This is a genomic window from Streptomyces sp. NPDC005878, assembly GCF_040629815.1.
Classification (GTDB): domain Bacteria; phylum Actinomycetota; class Actinomycetes; order Streptomycetales; family Streptomycetaceae; genus Streptomyces.
In genome coordinates this window covers 123,969-145,147 of record NZ_JBEXWK010000006.1, presented here as the reverse complement: position 1 = coordinate 145,147, position 21,179 = coordinate 123,969, and the positions used below count along the sequence as shown (strand labels likewise).

Annotated in this window: 22 protein-coding genes; 14 read left to right on the top strand and 8 right to left on the bottom strand. The window is 67.3% G+C overall.

Translation table 11 applies throughout. From position 1 onward, the window contains the following. The first annotated feature begins 136 nt into the window (after nucleotides 1-136). Genes ABZ404_RS12810 through ABZ404_RS12790 form a run of 5 tightly spaced genes read left to right on the top strand, consistent with a single transcriptional unit; the run spans nucleotide 137 to nucleotide 5,472 of the window. Nucleotides 137-1,009: a hypothetical protein gene (locus ABZ404_RS12810; protein WP_358830820.1), complete on the top strand. Its 873-nt coding sequence runs from the start codon at nucleotides 137-139 to the stop codon at nucleotides 1,007-1,009. Further along, the gene (locus tag ABZ404_RS12805; RefSeq protein ID WP_358830671.1) at nucleotides 1,006-2,241 is read left to right on the top strand and encodes a DNA cytosine methyltransferase; all 1,236 of its coding nucleotides are present in this window, start codon (nucleotides 1,006-1,008) and stop codon (nucleotides 2,239-2,241) included. The genes ABZ404_RS12810 and ABZ404_RS12805 overlap by 4 nt, the downstream gene beginning before the upstream one ends. Next, complete coding sequence (locus tag ABZ404_RS12800) at nucleotides 2,241-3,359, top strand: DnaB-like helicase N-terminal domain-containing protein (RefSeq protein ID WP_358830670.1); 1,119 nt, start codon at nucleotides 2,241-2,243, stop codon at nucleotides 3,357-3,359. Before ABZ404_RS12805 ends, ABZ404_RS12800 begins: the two co-directional genes overlap by 1 nt. A 56-nt stretch (nucleotides 3,360-3,415) precedes the next feature. Then, nucleotides 3,416-4,810, top strand: coding sequence for a DUF317 domain-containing protein (locus tag ABZ404_RS12795; RefSeq protein WP_358830669.1), 1,395 nt, complete (start codon nucleotides 3,416-3,418; stop codon nucleotides 4,808-4,810). Next, entirely contained in the window at nucleotides 4,807-5,472 is a 666-nt protein-coding gene (locus ABZ404_RS12790) for a DUF3592 domain-containing protein (RefSeq protein WP_358830668.1), read from the top strand. The genes ABZ404_RS12795 and ABZ404_RS12790 overlap by 4 nt, the downstream gene beginning before the upstream one ends. A 344-nt stretch (nucleotides 5,473-5,816) precedes the next feature. On the opposite strand, the gene ABZ404_RS12785 is transcribed toward ABZ404_RS12790, so the two are convergent. Continuing rightward, entirely contained in the window at nucleotides 5,817-6,239 is a 423-nt protein-coding gene (locus ABZ404_RS12785; protein WP_358830667.1) for an NUDIX hydrolase, read from the bottom strand. A 176-nt stretch (nucleotides 6,240-6,415) separates the two neighbouring features. After that, a complete protein-coding gene (locus ABZ404_RS12780) occupies nucleotides 6,416-7,219 on the bottom strand; it encodes an NUDIX hydrolase (protein ID WP_358830666.1) in 804 nt (267 codons plus the stop codon). Between the two features lie 543 nt (nucleotides 7,220-7,762). Between ABZ404_RS12780 and acpP the strand changes: the two genes are divergently transcribed. From acpP to ABZ404_RS12745, 7 genes are all read left to right on the top strand, one after another. Further along, nucleotides 7,763-7,999 carry an acyl carrier protein gene (gene acpP / locus ABZ404_RS12775; RefSeq protein WP_358830665.1) on the top strand — a complete coding sequence of 79 codons (237 nt, stop codon included), beginning with the start codon at nucleotides 7,763-7,765 and terminating at the stop codon, nucleotides 7,997-7,999. Between the two features lie 16 nt (nucleotides 8,000-8,015). Further along, a complete protein-coding gene (locus tag ABZ404_RS12770) occupies nucleotides 8,016-8,252 on the top strand; it encodes an acyl carrier protein (protein WP_358830664.1) in 237 nt (78 codons plus the stop codon). Between the two features lie 485 nt (nucleotides 8,253-8,737). Beyond that, the gene (locus tag ABZ404_RS12765) at nucleotides 8,738-9,007 is read left to right on the top strand and encodes an acyl-CoA-binding protein (protein WP_358830663.1); all 270 of its coding nucleotides are present in this window, start codon (nucleotides 8,738-8,740) and stop codon (nucleotides 9,005-9,007) included. Nucleotides 9,008-9,429: 422 nt separating this feature from the next. Continuing rightward, a complete protein-coding gene (locus ABZ404_RS12760) occupies nucleotides 9,430-10,221 on the top strand; it encodes an HAD family phosphatase (protein ID WP_358830662.1) in 792 nt (263 codons plus the stop codon). After that, nucleotides 10,218-11,450, top strand: a complete 1,233-nt coding sequence (locus tag ABZ404_RS12755; RefSeq protein WP_358830661.1) for an HAD family hydrolase — start codon at nucleotides 10,218-10,220, stop codon at nucleotides 11,448-11,450. Before ABZ404_RS12760 ends, ABZ404_RS12755 begins: the two co-directional genes overlap by 4 nt. A gap of 48 nt (nucleotides 11,451-11,498) precedes the next feature. Further along, on the top strand, nucleotides 11,499-11,753 hold the full coding sequence (locus tag ABZ404_RS12750; protein ID WP_358830660.1) for a hypothetical protein: 255 nt from the start codon (nucleotides 11,499-11,501) through the stop codon (nucleotides 11,751-11,753). 95 nt (nucleotides 11,754-11,848) lie between these two features. Next, nucleotides 11,849-12,727: an IS5 family transposase gene (locus ABZ404_RS12745; protein ID WP_358830659.1), complete on the top strand. Its 879-nt coding sequence runs from the start codon at nucleotides 11,849-11,851 to the stop codon at nucleotides 12,725-12,727. 18 nt (nucleotides 12,728-12,745) lie between these two features. Here the strand turns inward: ABZ404_RS12745 and ABZ404_RS12740 are convergent, their stop codons facing one another. The 3 genes from ABZ404_RS12740 to ABZ404_RS12730 all read right to left on the bottom strand — a co-directional run bounded on the left by ABZ404_RS12740 (nucleotide 12,746) and on the right by ABZ404_RS12730 (nucleotide 14,567). After that, the gene (locus ABZ404_RS12740; RefSeq protein WP_358830658.1) at nucleotides 12,746-13,132 is read right to left on the bottom strand and encodes a hypothetical protein; all 387 of its coding nucleotides are present in this window, start codon (nucleotides 13,130-13,132) and stop codon (nucleotides 12,746-12,748) included. Between the two features lie 209 nt (nucleotides 13,133-13,341). Continuing rightward, the gene (locus tag ABZ404_RS12735) at nucleotides 13,342-13,932 is read right to left on the bottom strand and encodes an isochorismatase family protein (RefSeq protein ID WP_358830657.1); all 591 of its coding nucleotides are present in this window, start codon (nucleotides 13,930-13,932) and stop codon (nucleotides 13,342-13,344) included. A gap of 317 nt (nucleotides 13,933-14,249) precedes the next feature. Next, nucleotides 14,250-14,567 (bottom strand): thioredoxin domain-containing protein, encoded by a 318-nt coding sequence (locus ABZ404_RS12730; RefSeq protein WP_358830656.1) that lies wholly within the window; start codon nucleotides 14,565-14,567, stop codon nucleotides 14,250-14,252. Nucleotides 14,568-14,834: 267 nt separating this feature from the next. Here ABZ404_RS12730 and ABZ404_RS12725 point away from each other — a divergent pair, with 267 nt between their 5' ends. Both ABZ404_RS12725 and ABZ404_RS12720 read left to right on the top strand, forming a co-directional pair. Continuing rightward, on the top strand, nucleotides 14,835-15,065 hold the full coding sequence (locus ABZ404_RS12725; RefSeq protein ID WP_358830655.1) for a hypothetical protein: 231 nt from the start codon (nucleotides 14,835-14,837) through the stop codon (nucleotides 15,063-15,065). Between the two features lie 764 nt (nucleotides 15,066-15,829). After that, nucleotides 15,830-16,153 carry a hypothetical protein gene (locus ABZ404_RS12720; protein ID WP_358830654.1) on the top strand — a complete coding sequence of 108 codons (324 nt, stop codon included), beginning with the start codon at nucleotides 15,830-15,832 and terminating at the stop codon, nucleotides 16,151-16,153. Between the two features lie 559 nt (nucleotides 16,154-16,712). On the opposite strand, the gene ABZ404_RS12715 is transcribed toward ABZ404_RS12720, so the two are convergent. Genes ABZ404_RS12715 through ABZ404_RS12705 form a run of 3 tightly spaced genes read right to left on the bottom strand, consistent with a single transcriptional unit; the run spans nucleotide 16,713 to nucleotide 20,879 of the window. After that, a complete protein-coding gene (locus tag ABZ404_RS12715; protein ID WP_358830653.1) occupies nucleotides 16,713-17,249 on the bottom strand; it encodes a DUF6262 family protein in 537 nt (178 codons plus the stop codon). Next, on the bottom strand, nucleotides 17,239-19,707 hold the full coding sequence (locus ABZ404_RS12710; protein ID WP_358830652.1) for a tyrosine-type recombinase/integrase: 2,469 nt from the start codon (nucleotides 19,705-19,707) through the stop codon (nucleotides 17,239-17,241). Before ABZ404_RS12710 ends, ABZ404_RS12715 begins: the two co-directional genes overlap by 11 nt. Then, nucleotides 19,704-20,879: a tyrosine-type recombinase/integrase gene (locus ABZ404_RS12705; RefSeq protein ID WP_358830651.1), complete on the bottom strand. Its 1,176-nt coding sequence runs from the start codon at nucleotides 20,877-20,879 to the stop codon at nucleotides 19,704-19,706. Before ABZ404_RS12705 ends, ABZ404_RS12710 begins: the two co-directional genes overlap by 4 nt. Between the last annotated feature and the right edge of the window lie 300 nt (nucleotides 20,880-21,179).

The window sequence follows — 21,179 nt, the reverse complement described above, 5'->3', positions numbered from 1 at the left end:
CTCCTGGCCACACGCCGGAAAACCAGGCGAATCCGCCGTCACCGACGCGCACCCCTGCTCCCCGAACAGAAACTCCTTCATGCCTGAACCTGCCCTCCGAATAATTTCTCTGGGCGCCGGAGTGCAATCCAGCGCCCTGCTCGCCCTGTCCGCGAAGGGCGACCTCCCCAGGGTCGATTACGCTATATTCGCAGATACCGGCTGGGAGCCGCAGGCCGTTTATCGCCATCTGGACCGGCTGGAGCGGGACATAGCCGCTCCCGCCGGAATTCCCATCCTGCGCGTCTCCTCCGGGAACATCCGACAAGACGCACTCGACCCGCACCACCGCTTCGCTTCCATGCCTTTGTACATCCTGAACCAGGACGGCAAGGCCGGGATGACCAGGCGTCAATGCACCGGCGAATATAAAATTAAGCCACTGAAGAAGCAGGTGCGTGAACTCCTCGGATACCCGTATCCAATCCGCATCCCACGCGATGTCTTCGTGGAGCAGTGGGTCGGCATTTCAACGGATGAATTTCATCGGGCCAAGGACTCGGACGTCAAATACATGCGCAACCGGCACCCTCTCATCGATATGGACTGGTCGAGGGCCGACTGCATCAAATACCTGACGTCACTCGGCCTGGCGGATACACCCAAATCGAGCTGCCTGGGATGCCCTTTCCACGGAAACGCGCAGTGGAGATCCATCCGCGACTCCTCGCCACAGGAGTGGGAGGACGTGGTGGCCTTTGACGCGGCCATCCGGAAGGGCAACGCACGCGCCAACGCAAGCGGCAACCGGCTGCTGGGCGAGGCATTCCTCCACCGCTCACGCGTGCCACTCGACCAAGCGCCGATCGACCACGTCACCGCCGCCGAATGGGCAGCCCTCCAGCAGGAACTCGGCGACAGCGAAGCAGAAGCCCAAGACCTGGAAGACGGCGTTGTCGACGGCTGTTCCCCATGGGCCTGCCGCGGTGAAACCGACGTGGTCCAGGACGGCTTCGGACTGGCCTCTTGATACTTGATCTGTTCGCCGGCCCGGGCGGATGGAGCCAGGCCCTGACCGTGCTGGGCGCACGGGACGTGGGCCTGGAATGGGACGCCTGGGCATGCAAAACCCGTGCCGCAGCCGGGCAGTTGACCATCCAAACCGATGTCGCGGCCTACCCGTTGTGGCCGTTTCTCGGCCGGATCACCGGGCTGATCGCGTCACCGCCCTGTCAGGCATGGTCGATGGCCGGCAAACGCCTCGGGCTCCTCGACCAGCCCCTGGTCCACCAGGCTGTCGCTGACCTCGCCCGGGGCTTCGACACCCGTGCCCAGCTCCTGGCCGCCTGCCAGGATCCGCGGAGTCTGCTCGCCGCCGAACCCATGCGCTACCTGCACGCCTTCCACCAGCACGGCCAGCCGGAATGGGTCGCGATGGAGGAGGTCCCCGACGTCCTTCCGCTGTGGCGTCAGTACGCCGCGATCCTGCGGACCTGGGGGTACTCGGTGTGGACCGGGATCCTGAACGCCGCCGACTATGGGGTCCCGCAGACCAGGCGGCGGGCAATCCTGCTCGCCTCACGTACGTGCACCGCCGGGCCCCCGCCACCCACCCACGCCAAACTGGCCGAGCCCGACTCGCTGTTCGGGCCGGGCCGCGCCCGGTGGGTGTCCATGGCCGAGGCCCTCGGCTGGGGCGCCACCGACCGCCCCGTCCCCACTGTGTGTGCCGGAGGCGGACCCGGTGGCGGGCCCGAGCCGTTCCCCTCCGGCTCCCGCAAGACCCTCCGCGACGCCCGTGACCGCGGCACCTGGAAACCGCACCCGCCCGCCAACTCCGTTCGGCCCGAGGCGCATTGTCCGGTGGAGAAGACCAACCGTCTCCCTCACCCCTCCGCGGGCACGGCGACCGCGTGGCGCTGGAGTCTGCGCAGCAACAGCCAGGCCAACGCCACGACCCGCACCCTCGACCAGCCGGCCGGAACCCTGTTCTTCGGCCACCGTGTCAACGAATGTGTGTGGCAGGCCGAACCAGTTGCCCCCGCGACGCCCGGCACCGCCCGCGCTCCTGATCCGATCCGGATCACCGCCGCCGAGGCCGGCATCCTTCAGACCTTCCCCGCCGACTACCCCTGGCAGGGCAACAAGGGCCAGGTCTTCAGCCAGGTCGGCAACGCCGTGCCGCCCCGCCTCGCAGCCCACCTGCTGGCCCCCCACCTCGGCAAAACCCTCACCCCCGACGACTTCACCCTGGCCGCCTGATGCCCAACCCCATACCCGATGAGAACGACGACCTGGATGACGCCCCGCCGCCGGCGCCCGTGCACTACGCCGAACAAGCCCTGCTCGGCGCCCTCCTGCTCGACCCCCACCGCCTCGACGAACTCGGCCCCATAGATCCGGGCCACTTCTCCCATCAAGCGCACGGCGAAGTGTTCCGCGCGATGCGCACGGTGCCGGCCCCGGACGCCGAGCAGCACCGCACCAGCCCGGCCTGGCTGAACACAGTCCTGGCCGCGGCCCGCCCCCACGCCCCCGGACTGACCGTCTCCTACCTGCACCTGCTCATCCAGGTCTGCCCCTGGCCCCAACACGCAGCCGCGTACGCGCGGATGATCCTCGCCGACCATGCCCGCCGCAGCCTGCGCCTCCACGCCGAACGCCTCGCCCAGACCGCGATGGACATCACCCTGCCCCACCGTGCGAAGGACACGGTCCGCCAGGCCGACGCCCTAACCCGGTTCCTGGATGACCTGGCGGGCCGCTTCGCCCCGCACGCGGGTTCTGTGCCGCGCACCGCGCTGCCACCGTCCCCGGCCCGGGACACCAGCGAGGACGCCCTCGACGAGGAACGTCTCCTCATCGCCACCGCTACCGCCCACCCTGCCCAGGCCAGCCAGATGCGCTGGCTTGTCCCCGAGGACTTCGCGCTTCCGGTGCACGCGACGCTGTGGCGATGTGTGGCCGCGCTCTCCCATCGCGGCGATCCGGTCGACCCGATCACGGTGCTCTGGGAAGCCCAGCACCGCGGCCCCCTCGTAAAGGGGATCGCTCCTGCGGATCTGCTGGCCCTGCTGTCCACGCCGGTCGGCTCCCCCGAACACTGGGGCGAGAAGGTCCTTGAGCGTGCCCTGCTCAGCCGCGCCCAGAGCGTCGCCGTGACCATCGCCGCCTTCACCGACGACCCCGCCAACAGCCCCCACCAGCTCATCACCGGCAGCCGGCGGGCGCTGGCCGACCTGACCGCTGTGCGCTCCCGCTGGCACCAGGCCACCAGCCCAGCCGCACCGCGCACCGCACGTCCGGCCCGCACCCCCGCTGCTCCTCGGGCTGGGCCGTCACCACGGACCGCCCCACTCCCCGTCCGAGTCACTCGCTAGAACCCCCGGTCCGGGCCGACCTCCGCGTCTGCCCGGACCGGCGAAACGAGCCCGCTATGCCCGACACCGCACCCGACGCCCACGTTCGCCTCGCCCTGCACCCCCAGCACCCCAGCGCCGTCGTCGCCACCCTCAGCGGCAACACGCTCCACACCGCCTGCGCCACCCTCGCCTCGGAAGGCTTCCAGCCGGTCACCGAGACCACGATGCTCCTCGTCCGGATCGACCACGAGGAGCCCTACTACGCCAACATCACCGCAGATCTCCTACGCGACGCCGGGATCTCCGTTGAGATCACCGAGCCGCTGCGGGAGGAGATCAACACCGAGTGGACCTGGGCGAGCCACCCAATGACCTGGCTCGACCGTGATGAGATCCGGCTCGTCTCCGCCGACGCCCAGAAGATCCACGACGACATCGCCTCGGGTTTCCTCACCATCCACCTCCACGCCCATGACGGCCACACCACCGGCGCGGTCGGCACCTACCGGCATGCCGACAGCGTCCATCTCCATGGCGAGGACCACCTGCGGGTCGTCAGCGGCTCCTACGACACCCCCAGCGAAGCCATCGCCGACTTCGAGCGCCTGTACGGCGCCGTCATCCGCCCCGGCCCGCCTCCGCCCACCGACACAGAACGGCAGGCCACCCAAGCTCTCGCCGGCACCTCGGCGTCGGGGGCAGCCACCGCCGCTGACACCGACACCCCGGTCGAATCGCAGGCGCTGAAGACGGAGTTGGTACCGGTGTACGCCGCCGACCCCGGCGACCACGAAGCGCTCCTCAAGGACTTCCTCAACTCCCAACCCGCCTGGGAGAAGTACCGCCCGTACGACGAGAGCACCATCGCCAGCCACGAATCCCTCACCCTGCGCTTGGAGTTCGAGCACGAAACCGGGCCGCGCGACATCAACTGGACCGTCGCCGCCTACGAGACCCCCGTGGGCGACCGCCTGTGGCACGGCACAGCCACCGCCTCCACGCCGACCGCGATCATCAGCGCACTGCTGGACACGGTCACCACCGAGGACGTCTGGGGCCGCGGTCCGTCCACCCGCGTTACCGAGGCTGACATCGCCAAGGCGACCCGTCCGCTCGCGGATGCGGGCTGGAAGCAGTCCATTCACGGGCGCTACATCGCCTGGGAGGCCCCCGGCCCCCAAAAGGGCGGCATGCTCTTCGATGCGTTCGACATCCAAAAGGCCGACGGCTCCCTTCCCATATGGACTTTCTGGGGCGGCCACGCCGCCCACCAGCCCGTCTGGGCACTCCGACTGTCCACGCACACACCGATGACCCTGGTGCACGACATCGCCTTCGAAATGACCGAGGGCCATGGAAGCCGCCTCGTACATCCGGCTACTCGGGGCCCAGTGCGTCGCACCGCACAAGCCCCAGCACGGGTAGCAGCAGCGCCGCAGGCCGTCCACCTTCCCGGGCGCAGTCGATGAGCCTCAACCCGGTGCAGATGACGATGTTCTGGGTCGGCCTCGCCATCGTGGCCGCCTTCGGGATGCTCTGCTTCTCCCTCTCGCGTCGGTTGATCTGCCGCCTGCGCTCCGTCACGAGCGGCGTCGCCGTCGAAGGCCGCTGCATCCGCCGATACTCGTCAGAAGGGAGCGAAGGCAACACCTCCTGGCACCACGTCCATGCCTTCACCACCCTCGACGGGCAGTACGTCGAGTTCGAGGAAGATGCTCTGCTCCTCGAACCGGGCGGCACCGTCACCGTGCGGTACCTTGCCCAACAACCCCGCACGGTCCGCCACGATCATGGGCCAAGGCGGCACCTGGTCGCCCCTGTTCGGCCACCTCTTCTGCGTCCTCATCACCGGGGCCTTCACGCTGCTGGGTGCCCTGTTCGTGTGTCTGAGTTTCGGCCGATAGGACAGCAGGGCAACGTGCTCGCCCCCGCACTCCTCATTGTGAGGAGGCCACGCGGTCAGGTAGACATTCCGTGCGCTGCATGTGCTGTCGACGAGGGGAGGGCATCATGCTCATCGGGTCCAAGCAGGAGCGCGATCTGGCCTGGCAGACCCAGGTGTCCGTCGCGATCTGCGCATCATTCGCACCTACCGTCGCCGCATCGCTGCACGACGACCCAGATTCGCTGATCGGCGAGTCGGTCTACGACAGCGAGGCGGTCCATGAAGCCCTCACACCACGCTGGCCTATGGCCTCCATCCCACCCGGCCGGTGGCCGCGTCGACAGCCGTCGCACTCTCGGCAGTATCCGGCCTGCTGGTGCTACGGCCTTCGTGGATCGCCTACTGCAACGACACGCTCGCCCTCGTCCAAGACGCCGGCGACAGTCGAAGTGAAATGTCCCGCCAGTGGGTATCCGCGGACCTCGTGCGCGCTTGGCCACGGTTCGCCGAGGGCCAGGCCGCCCACGGGCGTGCGACCACGAGGATCGCGCAACTCCAGGCAGAGCTTGCGGAGTTCTGTGGTCGCGACGTCACTGCCTCAGCTTGGCTGGCGGCGTAGAGCGAAGTATGCGCTCGGCCAGGAGCAATGCCACCACACTCCCCGCTTCCGTGATCTCACCGTTCTCGATGGCGTTGAGCACGGCCGACAGGGGCCTCCACTCCAGCGTCATGCCAGCCTCAGTGGCGTCCCTATGCGCGGAACCCGGCGCCAACCCTGTGGCCAGGAACAGGTACGTACGCGCGGCCGTGGTCGCTGGCAGCGGGTCGATGACGCCCAGGGGCCGCACGACGTTGGCAACCAGCCCCGTCTCCTCCTCCAACTCCCGCACAGCCGCAACGCGGGGAGTCTGACCATCCGTCCCCCCGCCTGGCAGGTGCAGCACACGGCGACCCTGAAGATAGAAATCGTCCTCGACGAGGGCCACGTGCTGCCCGCGATCGATAGCGACCACTCGCACACTGTCTACGACAGACACGTGCTCGTACGTACCCGGGCTGCCATCCGGCCTTCTCTTGGGGTCAACCGCAAGTCGTGCCGGACGTCTCGTATTTGCGCAGTTCAGCAGCGGTGAGCGACAAGGTACCGAGCGCAACACCCGTGGTGCAAGGATGGGTGGGCGTGTCCGAGTCACGGTTCGTCGGGATGCCCGACCATTTTGGAGAGTCGCAGTTCCGCCTGGAGCCACGCTGCGTTCCAGCCGGCGGTGTGGCTGTTCTCCTCACACTCGCTGACGACGCGGCGCCCCGGCGGGTGGGCTCCGAGCGCGATGTCCAGCCAGCACAGCAGCAGGCGACTGTCGACCGCAGGGTTCCGTGTGCGGATGGCGGTGTATGCCGCGTGGGCTGTGGCGGGGAGCTGTCCCTCGGCCGGGAGGGTTCCGGTGGTGCGGCGCAGAAGGGCGTCTGCGTACAGGATGGCGGCGAGGGAGGACGCGTCAGAGGATTCTCCCGCAGCTCCAGTCGGCGTCAGGAGCTCGTGCCAGGTCCGCCACTGCGTGGTGAGGTCCTCCCCGGGTTCTGTGGCGGCCGGACCGCATGTGAAGGCGTGGGCGAGGTAGAGGTGGGCCGTCTCGGTGCATGCCGAACGGGCGGTGACGACCGTGCCGAGCCGGTGTAGCCACGCGGCGGTCAAGCCGGTCTCCTCCGCCAACTCGCGGCGGGCAGCTGCCTCGGGGGTTTCGTCTTGATCGACCATCCCGCCGGGTAGGTCCTGGAGCACAGTGTCGTGGAGGTAGATGTGCTGTCTCACCAGCGGTATCCGGCCGCGGTGCACAGCCAGGACGCGGACGGTGTCGGGTGTCTGCACGTAGGGGTAGGCCACGGTGTTGCCGTCGGGGCGTACGGCCTGGTCGACGGTCAGTCGGATGCGACCGCCGGGCCCCCCTTCGTAGAGGACGCGGCGGTGCTCGGTGCGTTGCCAATTGCTGCCCATGGCCGACCACTGTGCCCGCCGGCCGCGGTGTGCGCTACGAGCCGTAACACGATGATGTCCGGGTCTTCTTGGGGCGTCTCCAACAGATGATGGGTGTCTTGTCCAGGTGGACCTTGCACTTTGCAGCTCTACCTCGCATGAGAGGTTGCGCAGTGCAGGGCGATCTTGCATACGCCTGCTCAGTCTCTATCCCGTGTCGGCGAAGCCTGTTGTTCTCAGGCGAGGTTGCGTCCGGTGCGGTCGATCTCGGTGGGGCATGTAGATCTGCGTCCGGTTTTCCACCTTCAGGACGGTTTGGTTCTCATCTGGTCTGGCTTGTGTCGACGAACCCGGCTGAGAGCGGACAACGGCATCTCCCTGCCCCCGGGCAGCCGCTTCCCGTCCGACGGACAACTGTGAGCCTGGGCCGTTGGAGGCAATCCGGCCACCTGAGAGTAAGGAACAGGTCACTTCGTGCTTCTGCCGACCGGGAGGGTTTGAGTGGCCTGTTTCCGCTCCAAGTTCTTTTTGTCCCGTTCGAGGCCGGAAAGAGGAGACCACGGTTTGTCCACCATCGAAGAACGCGTGAAGCGCATCGTCGCCAAGCAACTGGGTGTCAGGCAGGAAGAGGTGATGAACAGCGCCTCCTTCGTCGAGGACCTGGGAGCGGACTCACTGGACACTGTTGAACTCGCCCTGGCCCTGGGACAGGAGTTCGGCACCGAAATCCCCGACGAAGAGGCCGAGAAGATCAGGACCGTGCAGGCCGCCATCGACTACGTCACCGTCCACCAGGCGTAGCCGCGAGGGAGTAGCCATGAGTACCGTCCAGCAACAGGTCACCCGTATCGTCGCCGACCAGCTCGGCATCGACCCGGCAGAGGTGACCGCTGCGGCTGCCTTCGCCGCTGACCTGGGAATCGACGCCAAGCAGTCCGCGCTGCTGCGTCGGCAGATCGAAACGGAACTGCAGATCCAGCTGCCCAAGGACGAGGCCAAGAACCTCACAACGGTCGGCGACTTGATCGCCTACGTGGAGGAGCGCACCTCCTGACGCCCGTCTGCGCCGCATTCGGACACCGGAGCCCGGGTTCATTCCGGATGCGGCACTGCGCGGCACCGCATCGGGGCTATCGCCCCCACTGCGATGCCTCCACTCCGGTTGGCTCCGTCAGCTGTCCCGCAGACGGCCTCGCCGTCGTGGCCCTACCCGGCGATCTTGTTCGCGCATCCCCATGAGCGGTCGAGTCGTCGCGGGCCGCTGAGCGGCCAAGCTCTTTCAGCCACGCAAGCGGCAGCGCCATCACAGCTACACCCAGCGCCCCCGGGTGACAGCACCCTACGAATGGCTCGATCGCGCCATAGGAAAAACGTAGGGCGCCACCAACGGTGAGAGGCTCGGTTACCTGGGCTGACGATGCCGCCTCTCAGCAGCGTCACACTCGCCCGAGCCAAGCGTCACTCGCCACCAGCAGCGGTCGTTGACCCGAGCAGACGCACGGGAGCATTCGGTACCCGAGCAGCCACGGAAGGACAGGAATGTCAGTAGGACTGGACAACCCCGAGTTCAAGCAGTTGGCCGAAGATGTGAAGAACGTGAGCAGTAAGCCGGGCAACGACACCCTTCTGGAGCTCTATGCCTACTTCAAACAGGCGACCGTCGGTGACAACACCACCGATGCACCTGGGATGATGGATTTCACCGGGAAAGCGAAGTGGAACGCCTGGAATAACCTGGCGGGCATGACGCAGACCGATGCGACGCAGAAGTACATCGACGTCGCCAAGGATGTGATCGCCAAGCACTGATGCCGAACACGGGGGCGAGGAGCACAACAGTCCTCGCCCTCACCTGTGCCGGGGCGCCTCTCCTCGCAGCCCCAAAATGCAAGGCAGATCTGCACAACCACGGCGCCCAGCGCGGAGGTGGACGCTTCATCTTGCAAGTCACAACCACCGCGAGTGCAATCTCTAGCGGCATCGGGCAATGGGCTCTCGGCGGCAGCTCTCCTGGGCAAGGCCGAGATCATTCCGCCGCCCCCCTGTTCGGCTCGCCCTTGGCCGGAGGGCCAGACGCGACGGCGGCTCCGCCCCCGTGTGCTCGCTACGGGGCCGAAGGCGGGTCCCTGTGTCGACCGTATGTGCGCTGTTCCGGTTCGGCATGGTGGGCGGTGCGGCTGGGCACGGAGAGGGAGGCTTCTCAACGCGCATGGCCAGGGGAAGGCGTGCTCATGACCGGGACATCCGACCACAAGGCCGGGCACCCCCCGTACGGCGGTGCGACGCGCGCTGTGCGGCATGCGGTTTTCGACCTCGACGGCACGCTCCACCCGGACGTCCTGGGCATCCTCCTGCTGAGGGACCTGCACGCCGCCGGGATCTGCGCACGCGAGCCGGCGGAACGCCTGTTCGCGTTCTTGCGTGCCTTCGACCATGAGCAGCTGCACGAACCCGACAGGGTCGGCACGGCCTACAGGCTGCACGCCCAGGCCCTGCGCGGCTGCGACGCCCGGCAGGTACGGGACCGGGCCCGCCTGCTGTGGGAAAGGGAGCGACACCGGGTCTTCGCCTACGCCGCCCCGCTCCTTGAAGAACTGCGTGCGCGGGGCACCACCCTGGTCCTAATCTCCGGCAGCCCTCACGAAATCGTGGAGCAGGTGGCCCGTTCACTGGGTTTCCACCGCTGGCGCGGCGCCGTGCTGGCCTCGCGCAACGGCCACTACACCGGGACCTACCTGCACACCCCCGCGATGACCGACGAGAAACTCGCCCTCGCCACTGAGCTGATCGGCGGCGAGGGCAACCTCGCGCACTGCGCCGCGGTCGGCAATTCCTCCACCGACATCGAACTCCTCGCCGGTGTCGGACACCCCGTCGCCTTCGAGGCCGGTCCCCGCCTGGCCGCCGCCGCCCGCCGTCACGGCTGGCCGCTGGCCGACCGCCACACGCTCACCGCCACCACGCTGGGCACAGCCTCCGTCCCCACTCCGTGCCGCCACGACGAAGGAGCGTGCACCGCTTGACCCCTACAGGGCGCACCAACATCGTCATCGAGGCCGAGGGAGTCCTCTTCCACGGCGGGCAGAGCCTCACCGGGGAACTCGCCGGCGTGCCTGTCCGCAGGATCTTCCATAGCACCGCCTGGATGCGCCACAGCCGCGGAGAGCTCTCCGAACACGAGGCGTTCGGCACGATCGCCGCCACCTTGAACGTGAGTGCGGCCGCAGTCGCGGACGCCGTCACCGCGCACACGCACAGCTGGCGCAGCCCACCCGGACTGACCGGCATGCTCGACGCCCTCACGGCCCAGGGCAGGCGCCTGTGCGTCGCTCTGATGCCCGCGGCCCACCATGCCCTCCTTCGCGAACGCATGCCCGACCTGTGGCTGCGGTTCACCAGCGTCGTCACCACCGCCGCATTGCGCACCGGCCTCACAAGCCGCAGCGGTGTCGCCCGCCTGTGCCGCCACTGGGACATCCCCCCGGACGACACCGTCTACCTCGGAGCGGATCAGCACGTCCTTCAGTTCACCCGCGCGCACGGCATCCTCTCCGTCCGCTACCGCACCCCTGCCGACCTGTGGCGGTTGCGCGACCAGGCCGGCCGGCTGAAGGCCGCCCAGGACTTCGTCGCCGATGCTGTCCTCACCAACACCCTGGGCTCCGAAGTAGTCCTCGGCACCGGTGAGCGTCTCCCCGTGGAGGAGATCTCATCCCCCCTCTACCTCCTCGATGCCCACCAGACCATCGCCCGGACCGAACCCGGCCAGGCCCTCCTGCGCTGGATCGCCTCTCTCGGACACGACGGCCTCTACACCTTCCTCACTGCACCGCAGGACGCACTCGGCACGATGCCCCTGGACGCCGACGACACCGCGCTGGCCCTTACCGTCCTGTACACCCACGGTCTGGCCGACGAGTCCACCCTCCAACGCGCAGCCGACCGCATCCTGGCCAACGCCGACGCCGACGGCCTGCTCCAGCTGTACTTCACCCCCGAACGCCCCCGCATCGACAGCGTCGTCTGCGCCAGTGCCCTGTGCCTGCTGCACGTGGCCGGCCGCGACGGCGCTCCCGCTGCCCGGGCCACGGAGGACTTCCTCCACGCCCTGCTGGACAACCGTGGCTACGAGTACGGCACCCTCTACACCCCCTCCCCCGACTTCTTCCTCTACGCCCTCTTCCGGATCGCCCTTCGTTCCCCCCGCTTCCGTGACCGCTTCGAAAGCCTGCTGGTTACCCGGCTCAGCTAACGCATCGGCACAACAAACGAACCCGCCGCCCAGGCACTTCGCGTCATCATGAGCCGTGCCCTGCGCGTCCCCAACGCCATCGACTACGAACGTCTGCTCGCCACGCAGCACCCCGACGGCTCATGGGACCCCTCGCCCGCTTGGCTTGCGCCGGCTGTCGGCGGGACCGGATACAACCGCGTCCTCGACACCGCCTTCGCTGCCCAGGCGATACGCACCACCCTCGCCGCCGTGAGCCGTACCAGCACGAACGACCACCGTGTCGATCACCACGCGGTCAACGGCACCGGGGCCATCAGCTGACCCGGTGCCAGAGTTCAGCCAAGGCTTCGGCGGTTGCCCTAGGGCCTGTCCGACGGGTCGCGTGACTACCGCTATCGGTCCTCGTTCCGCTCGGTGTGGGGCGGGGTGATCTTTCGGACGCGGAGTGGAGTCGGCTGGAGCCGTGCCTTCCGAAGAGCGTGGGGCGGGACGGGCGTTGGAAGAACCACCGCGTGGTCATCAACGGGATTCTCGTCCGTCAGCGGACCGGTATCCCGTGGCGTGACCTCCCCGCTCGGTTCGGGAAGTGGAAGACCTGCCACGACAGGCATCGCAGGTGGTCAGCAGACGGCACGTGGGAGAAGGTCCTGCGGGTCGTCCAGACAGATGCTGATGCGGAGGGACGAATCGACTGGAGCGTGGTGAGTGTGGACTCCACGGTGTGCCGTGTTCACCAGCACGCCGCCGGGGCCCGGCGACGGCCAGCACGGATACCGGGACGGCGCCGTCTTGCTACCTGGCATCGGGACGACGAGGCGATCGGCCGTTCACGGGGCGGACTCACAACGAAGATTCACTTGGCGAGTGAGGGAGGCTGCCGACCGCTGGCCATCCTGATCACACCAGGACAGTGGGGTGACGCCCGGCAGATGATCCCGGTCCTGGACCGAATCCGTGTCCCGCGCCCGGCTGGAGGGCATCCGAGGACGCGCCCGGTCTATGTCTGCGGCGACAAGGCGTACAGTTCCCGCCGCAACCGTCTTTACCTGCGACGACGGCAGATTCGGCACACGATCCCTGAACGCCGGGATCAGCGGGCCAACCGCCAACGGCGTGGAAGCCGCGGCGGCCGGCTTGCCGGCTTCGACCGTGCCCGCTACTCCCGCAGGAACGAAGTCGAACGCACGATCAACGCCCTCAAAGGCTTCCGGGCCGTAGCAACCAGATACGACAAGAGAGCGTATGTCTTCCAGGGCACGGTCACCCTCGCCGCGATCCGACTATGGCTCCGCTGACGACCTGCCAGGCGGTTTCTAGAGCGACTCAACTTCGGTGACGGTTACGTCATACAGCTCTCCGTCGCCGACTTCGTGATGTGCGCGGCCGGGGAAGAGCACTTGGATGGCCACCTGGATTTCCTGGCCCGGTTCAAGCGCGTGCTCGTTGCTGCGGGTCCGGAGGACGAACCTGCTCGGTCCGTTATCGACGATCTCGAACTGCCCGCTTGCATCCTGGGGGTTCATCTGCGCTTGCACACCCTCTGCCACTTCAAATGCGAGCTCCCAGAAGGGAACAGGCGCCTTGTTGGCCACGATGGTGAATGCGTAGTTATAGACCCACCCCTTGGACTCCTCCGGCCAGGTTTGATACCAGCCGCCAGTAATCATGTGCTCGGCCTTGATGGCCTGGCTCTCTGTCATGAGTGAGACGTTACTGAGGGCCGCGCAGCCACACCATCGGTTCGCCGACCAGGACTCCATCGAACCCATCTGCGACAAGCCCCGGCCCAAACCAGGGGTGGCGCCGAGGCTGGCTGACTGCTGTCGGCAGGACCTATCGGACAGACCCTAGATATGGGGCTGCGATACTCCGCCCAGCCTGCCGCAGGGCGCTCAGCAGCCCCGCCTGTTCAGGCGATGACGACAGGTTCACCGCTCAGTGCGACACCGGCCCGACGCAGCTCGTCGAGTGCGGTGTGTGTGGTGTCGGCGGCGACGCCGGCGGTGTAGTCGAGCAGGACCCGCACGCTGAAGCCCGCGCGCACTCCGTCCAGTGCGGTGGCCTTCACGCAGTGATCGGTCGCGATGCCGACGACGTCGAGGTCAGTGATGTCGCGGGCGTTCAGCCAGGCGGAGAGTGTCGTACCGTCCTGGGTGAAGCCCTCGAAACCGCTCTTCGAGGCGGAGTGCGCGCCCTTGAAGACGACCTCGTCGACGTGCCCGGACTCCACGGCGGGCACGAAGTCCGGATGGAACTCGCCTCCCTCACTGCCGACCACGCAGTGCACGGGGAACGAGTCCTTAAAGTCGGGGTTCTCGGAGAAGTGGGCGCCCGGGTCGACGTGATGGTCACGGGTGGCGACGACGAACGCGTACGGCCCGTCGGCGCGCCGCACGAACTCGGCGATGGCGGCGGCCCGATCCGCGCCGCCCTTCACCGGAACGCTGCCGCCCTCACAGAAGTCCTTCTGCACATCAACAATGATCAGTGCACGACGCATGGAAGACCTTTCCCTCGTGCGAACTACCTCCGCTGATGGTCGGCTCTCCGTCAGCTGACGGGCGTGCCACTCGCCGGAAGTTCACCCGACCGGCGCAGCGCGCACGGCAACGAAGTGCAGCGATCTTTCTCCCCCGCGACCATCGCCTGACGGGAAGTCACCTGGCCACGAGAAATATCAGTGACAATGGCCGGCACCCCGGGGATCCGCTCTCCAACGGCGGCCCGGGGAGGTCCTTCAGTGTCCTCGCGAGGCGAGGTCGGGGCCTCCGAGGAAGACCACGGCTCGCCTGACGGTCGTCGGCCATGCACCGGGTACTACGCGGCCCACATCTTCACCTTGTCTTCAAGCGCCGTCTTGTCCGCGCCCAACAAGTCGCCGCTCTTCTCGCCGTTCTTGAAGTAGATGAAGGTGGGCATGGATCGGATGCTGTGCTTCTGAGCCGCGGGGGCAACCTTGTCGGCGTCCACAGATACGAACATGATGTCCTTGTACTGCTCGGAGAGTTGCTTGAAGGCAGGGCTGATGAGCCTGCCAGGTCCGCACCACGTGGCCGTGAACATCACGGCCACCTTCTCGTTCGCGCGGAGCATCTCTTCGAACTGCTCCGCGCTCGTCACCTCAAGCACCGCCATGGATCCTCACTCCTTCACCGTGTATCCGGAGCCCATCCCTACCCCGCATCGCCACCCCAGACGCCACTGGCTGCTCCAGACGGGTGCCAGGGCAATGAGGACAAGATCAGCGTCCCAGGGAGTCTGTCGGTCGTCACGGGTGGGCACTCCAGCGCGCCTGGTGACGTTGCGTGTTCTAGGGACCGCAGTTGCGTGAGCAATTCCGCGCAATCACGAGCACCGTTCGAGCATTTCCGCATGATCGTGGACAGCGGTACCGTTCAGTAGTTGTCACTGCCAACACACCGCTCAGCCGCCCTCACCATCGGCGTCGCCCGCACGACGTTCAACGCGCACCTCCACCTGATCGAGGAGGCCGCCGGGTTTGCCGTTTTCGATCACCGCAAGCGGCTGGCCAGGGTGATGGCCCGCGGCCAACCCCACATCCCCCACATCAGCGAGGCGAAGCGTCTGATCGCTCTGTTGGGCGAGTCCTGCGAGCCACACCAGGAGGGGTGAGCTGGTTGATCAGGCGGCGATGCCGAGCTCCTCACGGGTGCGGTGAATGCACTTGCGTTCGGGTCCGACTCGACCACGACAAGTTCGGCGCCGATGTCGGCGGCGACCCGGGCCGCGATCGCTGGGCTAGCCCTGACGCACACATTCCCATACATAGCTGCGGATCCGCGGTTGGCGAAACCGGGGATCCGCCCCAAATTGGCCGCCGACGGGGGCCGCCAGCGGGGAGTTACTGGTTACTGGCCGTACGTGGGGAAACCGGTCTTGGTCGCTGTCAACTGGCTGAACTTGCCCCGTACTCAACACTCGTTGACTGCTCGTCACACCTGGGAGTGAACGAGATCCAGCCCTCTGCGTCGGCGGTTGCCACCTACGGTGACCCGCAACTGGCCCATTCAGGATGGCGCTTGAGATTCGATCGTGCGACACATGGCGCCCACTGTCTCTGTGCCGCGAGTGCACGGGTCGGCCTTCTGCGCGCGCAAACCTTTCTGCGATCCGGGGAGCCAGGTCCGCACTCACCGGCGCGCCCGTCCCCGTACCGAGCGGTGCATGATTTCGAGCCAGGGGAGAAAGCACCGCTGTGGCGACAGGTTCCGGCTGCGACCTGTTGGAACGGCATACCGACAGGCCGCCGCAGAAATGCTTGAAGCGATGAGACCGACGCAGCGAGAAAGGGAAGCGGGGAACTCTCGGGACGGTCCCCGTCCCGGCTCCGTAGCCGATGCGTCAGCAGTCTTGTAAGTCACAGCAGAAGGAGCAGCATGCCCAATAATGTCATCGGTTCTGGCAGCACTACGCCTGGCCAGGGCTGGCAACCGACCCCCGGGGGCCTGGGTATTTTCATCGACGTCAACGCCAGTGCGGCGCAGTTCTCTCCGGCTTTCGGCACACCGGTCTACACCATCTCGCTCGGCGGCCAGGGGACCATGTGGGACAGCTCAGGTTCCTCGGCGGTCTACGAGCCGACCTTGAACGGCTTCAGGGTCTACCTGCGGGACATGGACCGCTCCAACCCAACCGTCACGGTCGCCCAGGCCCAGCAGTACGGTTTCCATGTCAACTGGATTGGTGTGCAGACCTTCTGACTTCACGCCCGCCACGGATTAATACCTGCCGACCTCTTCGGTAACGTTCGGAGCAAGGGTGGCACAGCGGAGGACCCCGGCGAAACCACCGGGGTCCTCTGCCATAGGGCTAGGGGAAGGTGCTCTTCAAGGCCCGGATCTCGGACGTGAAGGCAAGGTGCCGAGTACGCACCACCTATTCAAAGTTGCCTAGCGCAACGACCGGCTACTCCCTCCCCAACTGCGTGTTCATCAGGGAAAGTTGTATGCGGGCCCCCATGCGCAGGGAGCGGGCGCGCTGTCAGGGACGCGGGCCGACAGGCGGTGACACACAGGCTATCGCCATCGGCGGCCTCGTCAGCGAGAACACCCGCGTCTTGGCCCGGGCCGGGGCCGACGTCACCCGATAGAAGGGGCCCTCATTCTCCTTGCCGATCATGAAGCGATGAGGGTGCCAAGCACCCTTCACGAACGGAGCGCGGCCTGGTCCCCGTTCTGGTCAGCAGTGGTCTCCGCACGACCTGCCGAACACCACCGCCAGGCCGTTGACCAGGACAACTAGAGAAGTCCGACTGGAGTATCAGGAACGGGCATTCAACCCCAGCATGAGTTCGCGGTTGGCGGCGCGAGCCGCGGCGAGTTCTTCCGTGCGCTCTTCCAGCTGGAGGCGGAGGTCGGCGCACTCTTGTTCCAGGCTGGCGACACGGCGCCGCAGCGTGTCCAGGTCGTGTTCGGGATGGGTTCCACTGCCCGCGGCTTGCCAGACCTGCTGGCCGAGGACGGCGGAGAGCTTCTTCTCCAGTTGGAGCACGCGCCTGTTCAGCCGTTCCGCTCGCTCCCGGGCGTTGAGGAGATCAGCGCGAAGTGATGCCTTAGAGGCTTCGGGAGCCGTGCCCGCAGTCGCCGTGGGTTCCTGCTGTGCCGCGTGGATGATCTGCAGGAGGTCACGGTGCCGGTAGAGGAAGGTACGGTCGACCTTGGCTTTCCGGGCGATGGAGGTAGCGGTGAGTTCTTGGCCGCGCTGCTCGCTGAGGCGGACGGCTTCCAGAACTCGTTGGCGCCGGCGTTCGGAGTCGGCTCGGCGGCCCTGCATCATGGCGGTGGTGCTACGGGGCATCGGAACGCTCCGGTCGTAGGTCGGGCAGTGGCGGGCGGACCCGGGGCATGCCCAGGAGGGTCTGACGGCTCTTACGGACGGTCGCGCAGGCTCGCTCGATCTGTTCGCGTTCCTCGGGCGACAAGGAGTCCAGGTCCTGGGTGACACGGCTGATGAGGCGCCGGATCCGGCGGATCTCTTCGTCGGAGGGTGTTGCCTCGGTTTTGGCCCAGGCGTCGGCCGCGGCCATGGATCGGATGCGTTCACGGCTGCGCAGGAGATCGTCCAGGTACGCCTTCAGGTCGGGCAGGTAGGAGACGTCGGTGGTGAAGTGGTCGCAGCCCGCACAGCGGTAGCGGATGGGGCAGGAGCCGCCTCCTGCTTGCACGTTGCTCGGCTCGGTACAGCGCCCGAAGGGAACAGCGACCTCCTCGACACTGTGGCGGGCGCGGTCGGCGGCCAGGATGTGGACCGCCTCGCGCCACATGCGTCGGCCGTGCCGGTCGAACTGCATGGAGGTGACCTTCTCCACGGCCTGGCGGCGCCGCTGCTCGCTCACGCGGTAGTACCGCTGGAGACAGTCGTAGCCTTCGTGGTCCAGCAGCTCGCGCAGAACGTCGGCCGGCACGCCCGCGTCAGCATGCCGTTGCGCGTAGCAGTGCCGGTAGGCGTACAAGACGATGCGGGCCTTGTCGAATTCCACGGTGGTGTCGCCGACGAGGACCGTGAAGGGCGGCATCGCGTCGACCCAGGTTCGGTGGCGAGCGGCGACACCGTTCTCGCCGATGGGGCGGCTGCCGTCGGCGTTGCGTACCCGTGAGGGCAGCAGCATCAACCGGGACGGCGAGGTATCGGGGAACCGGCTGTGCGTGAGGCGCTGCTGGTCGGCGATGAGGTCAGCGGTGGCCTGCGCGATCGGCAGCCGGCGGGCGAACCGGTGCTCCTTGTAGTTGTTGTAGATCAGCAGCGGTTTGCCGTCTCGGTCCGAGCTCAGGCAGTCGAAGGGCAGGGCGCAGATCTCGTCCGGGCGCCGTCCGGTGTCGATCATGAGCTCGATCGCGACGCGGGTCTGCCGGTCGGCGCCGTCGGCTTCGATCGCGGGGAGGCGGGCGCACAGCTGCCGCATCACCTCCTGAGGAAGATCGCGTTCTTCGTCCTTGCGGTCAGGCTCGGCCGGCATGTCCGCCCGGCCGAGGTGAAAGTCGTCGGGCAACGCCTCCGCGGGCTCGCCAGGCCGGGTCAGTCCCAGTGAGCGCATGCGCCCCAGCACGAGCCGTACCGCGCTGCATGCCCGGTGGCGCATGTAGGCGCTGAGCTCCCCGCAGCTGTCCAGGAGCGCCAGTCGGGCCAGGAAGTTCTCGATGTCCCTGCGGCCGAGGACAGCAGGCACCTCGCCGTTGTCGACACGTTGGGCACGCAGGCTGTCAGACAGCAGTACCATGCCGTCGAGCTGCATCCGCACCCGCGAGGTGACGTTCTTGCCACGCCGTTTCGGCAGGTTATCCGCCGCCCACCGCATGCAGCCCTGCCGAAGCCACTGCTGGGTGATCCTGCTGAAGTCGAGCAGTCCCGAATGCCCGAAGGCACGCGTGTCCCAGCAGGACTTGCGCCGCTCCGACTCCGGATCGAGCAGCGCCTGCTCGACGTAACGCCGCAGCATGCGCAGCAGGTTCAGCTGCGTCTTGGACAAGCCGTGCTCAGGAAGGTCCCGGAGGGCTGCGGCACGACGCTCGCGTAGCCGGTCGCACAGGATGCGCAGGGCATCGTCGTTCGTCTTCGTGCCGTCTCGGGTTCTCATCTGCAGGCCGAGCAGCACCTGGACGACCGCGAAGGACGACAGCCCGCGCAGGCTGACCTCGCCCTCCTGGGCGATGCCCGGACTCGTCCGGCGCCAGAGCTCTTCGCTGACTCCGCTCCCGCGCTTGCTCAGCCTCGCCCACCGGTTCTGGTGGGGTGTGCAGTAAGGACCGGCGCCTTCGCGTACACGCAGACAGGCCACCACCAGGCACGGCCCGAAGCCGGCCAACGCGACGGTCCCGGGATGCGCCAGGAAGTCCTCCAGCGACAACTGCAGCTTCGTGCGCCGGTAGTGGTGGATGCGGCACATCTGCGCCGGGGCCGTCATGCGGGGAAGGCCGCAGTCGGCCACCGCACACATGACCTGCCGCGTGTTCCGCGCGGGTCTCGGCAGCACTCGGAACTCGTCGAAGGGCAGGCGGCTTACCTCGAAGCGGTTCCCGCACGAGTCGCACAGCTGCCGAAGCCCCACCCCGTGTTTCGTGCAGTCGTCGACGCGACACACGGGCCGGCCCAGGAGCGGGTGCTCCGCCGGCAACCGCAGCACCTGCTGCTCGGCGTCCCACCCGGCCTCGCACAGGAAGGCGTCGCTGATCATGCCGCTCAGCCGCGTCGCCTCCTCCTCCCCGCCGCCTGGCGCCCGGTGCAGGGGCAGAACGCGCAGGGCCGTTCCCGCCCTCACAGTTCCGCCTCCCCTTCCAGCCTCGGCGTGGCAACCCGCTCCACGGCTTCCCGCAGACGCTGCTCGGCGGGGTGCTGGTAGGGCAGGGATGACCTGGGCGATGACTGTCCCAAGAGCACCTGCAGTTCGTCGATCGTGCCGCCGGCGTCCAAGACGTTCCCGCTGAAAGCGTGGCGCAGTTGATGCGGCGTCACGTGCCGCTCCAGGCCCGCCCGGGCGCCGAGCCCGGTGACCAGCTCGTTGATGGCACCGGGCTTCATCGGCACGCCGAGGGGTTCGCGGAAGAGGTTGACGAACATAAAGTCGCTCGCCTCCGCGCCGGCGTATCCGGCCCGCTCGAAGACGTACCCGTCGTGGGCCTGCACCACCAGGAAATCGACCGGCACCACCCGGCTGAGACGGGACTTGGACCACGCACCGTTAACGTTCTGCCGCCGGATCACGTGCAGGTGGGCACCTTGGTACCGGCATCCCAGGGCCGAGGAGTCCACTGCGAAGTGCACGTCGGAACGACGGAGCCCGACGACCTGGCTACGGCGTAGACCGGCACGGGCCATCAGCAGCACGATGAGACGATCACGGCGCGAGCGGCAAGCCCTGAACAGGGCCAAAACCTCCTCATCAGAAGCTCGGTCGACCGCCTTCGACTCCGACCGCACCCGATGCGTCGCACGCACGTGGCAACGCGCTTCCCCGCCGGCCTGCACCCGCGGCTCGACCTCCGGGAGGGCCGCACCCTCGTAGAGCGCAGGCACCACCCACGACGGCACAGCCCGAACCTGTGAAGCATGTCGGAGAAAGCCACGGACCGCGGTCAGCACAAGATTGATCCGCGTTCCGCCGCGTACCGGCTTGGCACCTGCACCCGGAACGACCAGCACGTTTCCGGGATCAGCGTCGCAGGCGGCTAACTCCCGCGGAGTGTGCCGCAGCCACAGGATGAACATGCCGAGGTCTGCAGCGGCAGTCCGCCAGTCGCGGCCCGTGCGTTCGCACCACCTCAGGTAAAGAGCGATGCAGTGGGCGTACGTCTTCGTCGTCAGCTCGGCAAGGTCCCTGGCAAGTCTCAGGTTCCGAAGATGGCTGTCAGCCTCCGCGACGACGTCGTAGTCCGCATCCAGAACTGTCCAGTACCGCGCCCCGGAGGGGAGGGTGATCGGGAATGCTTGCACGTTCGACTCCGTATGTCCTGGTTTACGTGTACGTCAACCGCCACGTGAACCACACAGTCACGGAGTTGTCGCAGAACAAGCTGAGACACCAGCGGGCGCCACGTCCCACTACAGGGCGAAGAACCCCAGGAAACGGGACGGATCACCTCGTCCCGCCGCAGGGAGACGAAGGAGCCCTCGTGCAGAACTTCGGTCCGGGTGCGCTTCCAGCCCATATCGCCCCTCCCCTGTATCGGCAGGCCACCGCCGACACCCCAGCGGCGGTCTGCTCCGCTGACGACCGACCAGGCGACGTGAACG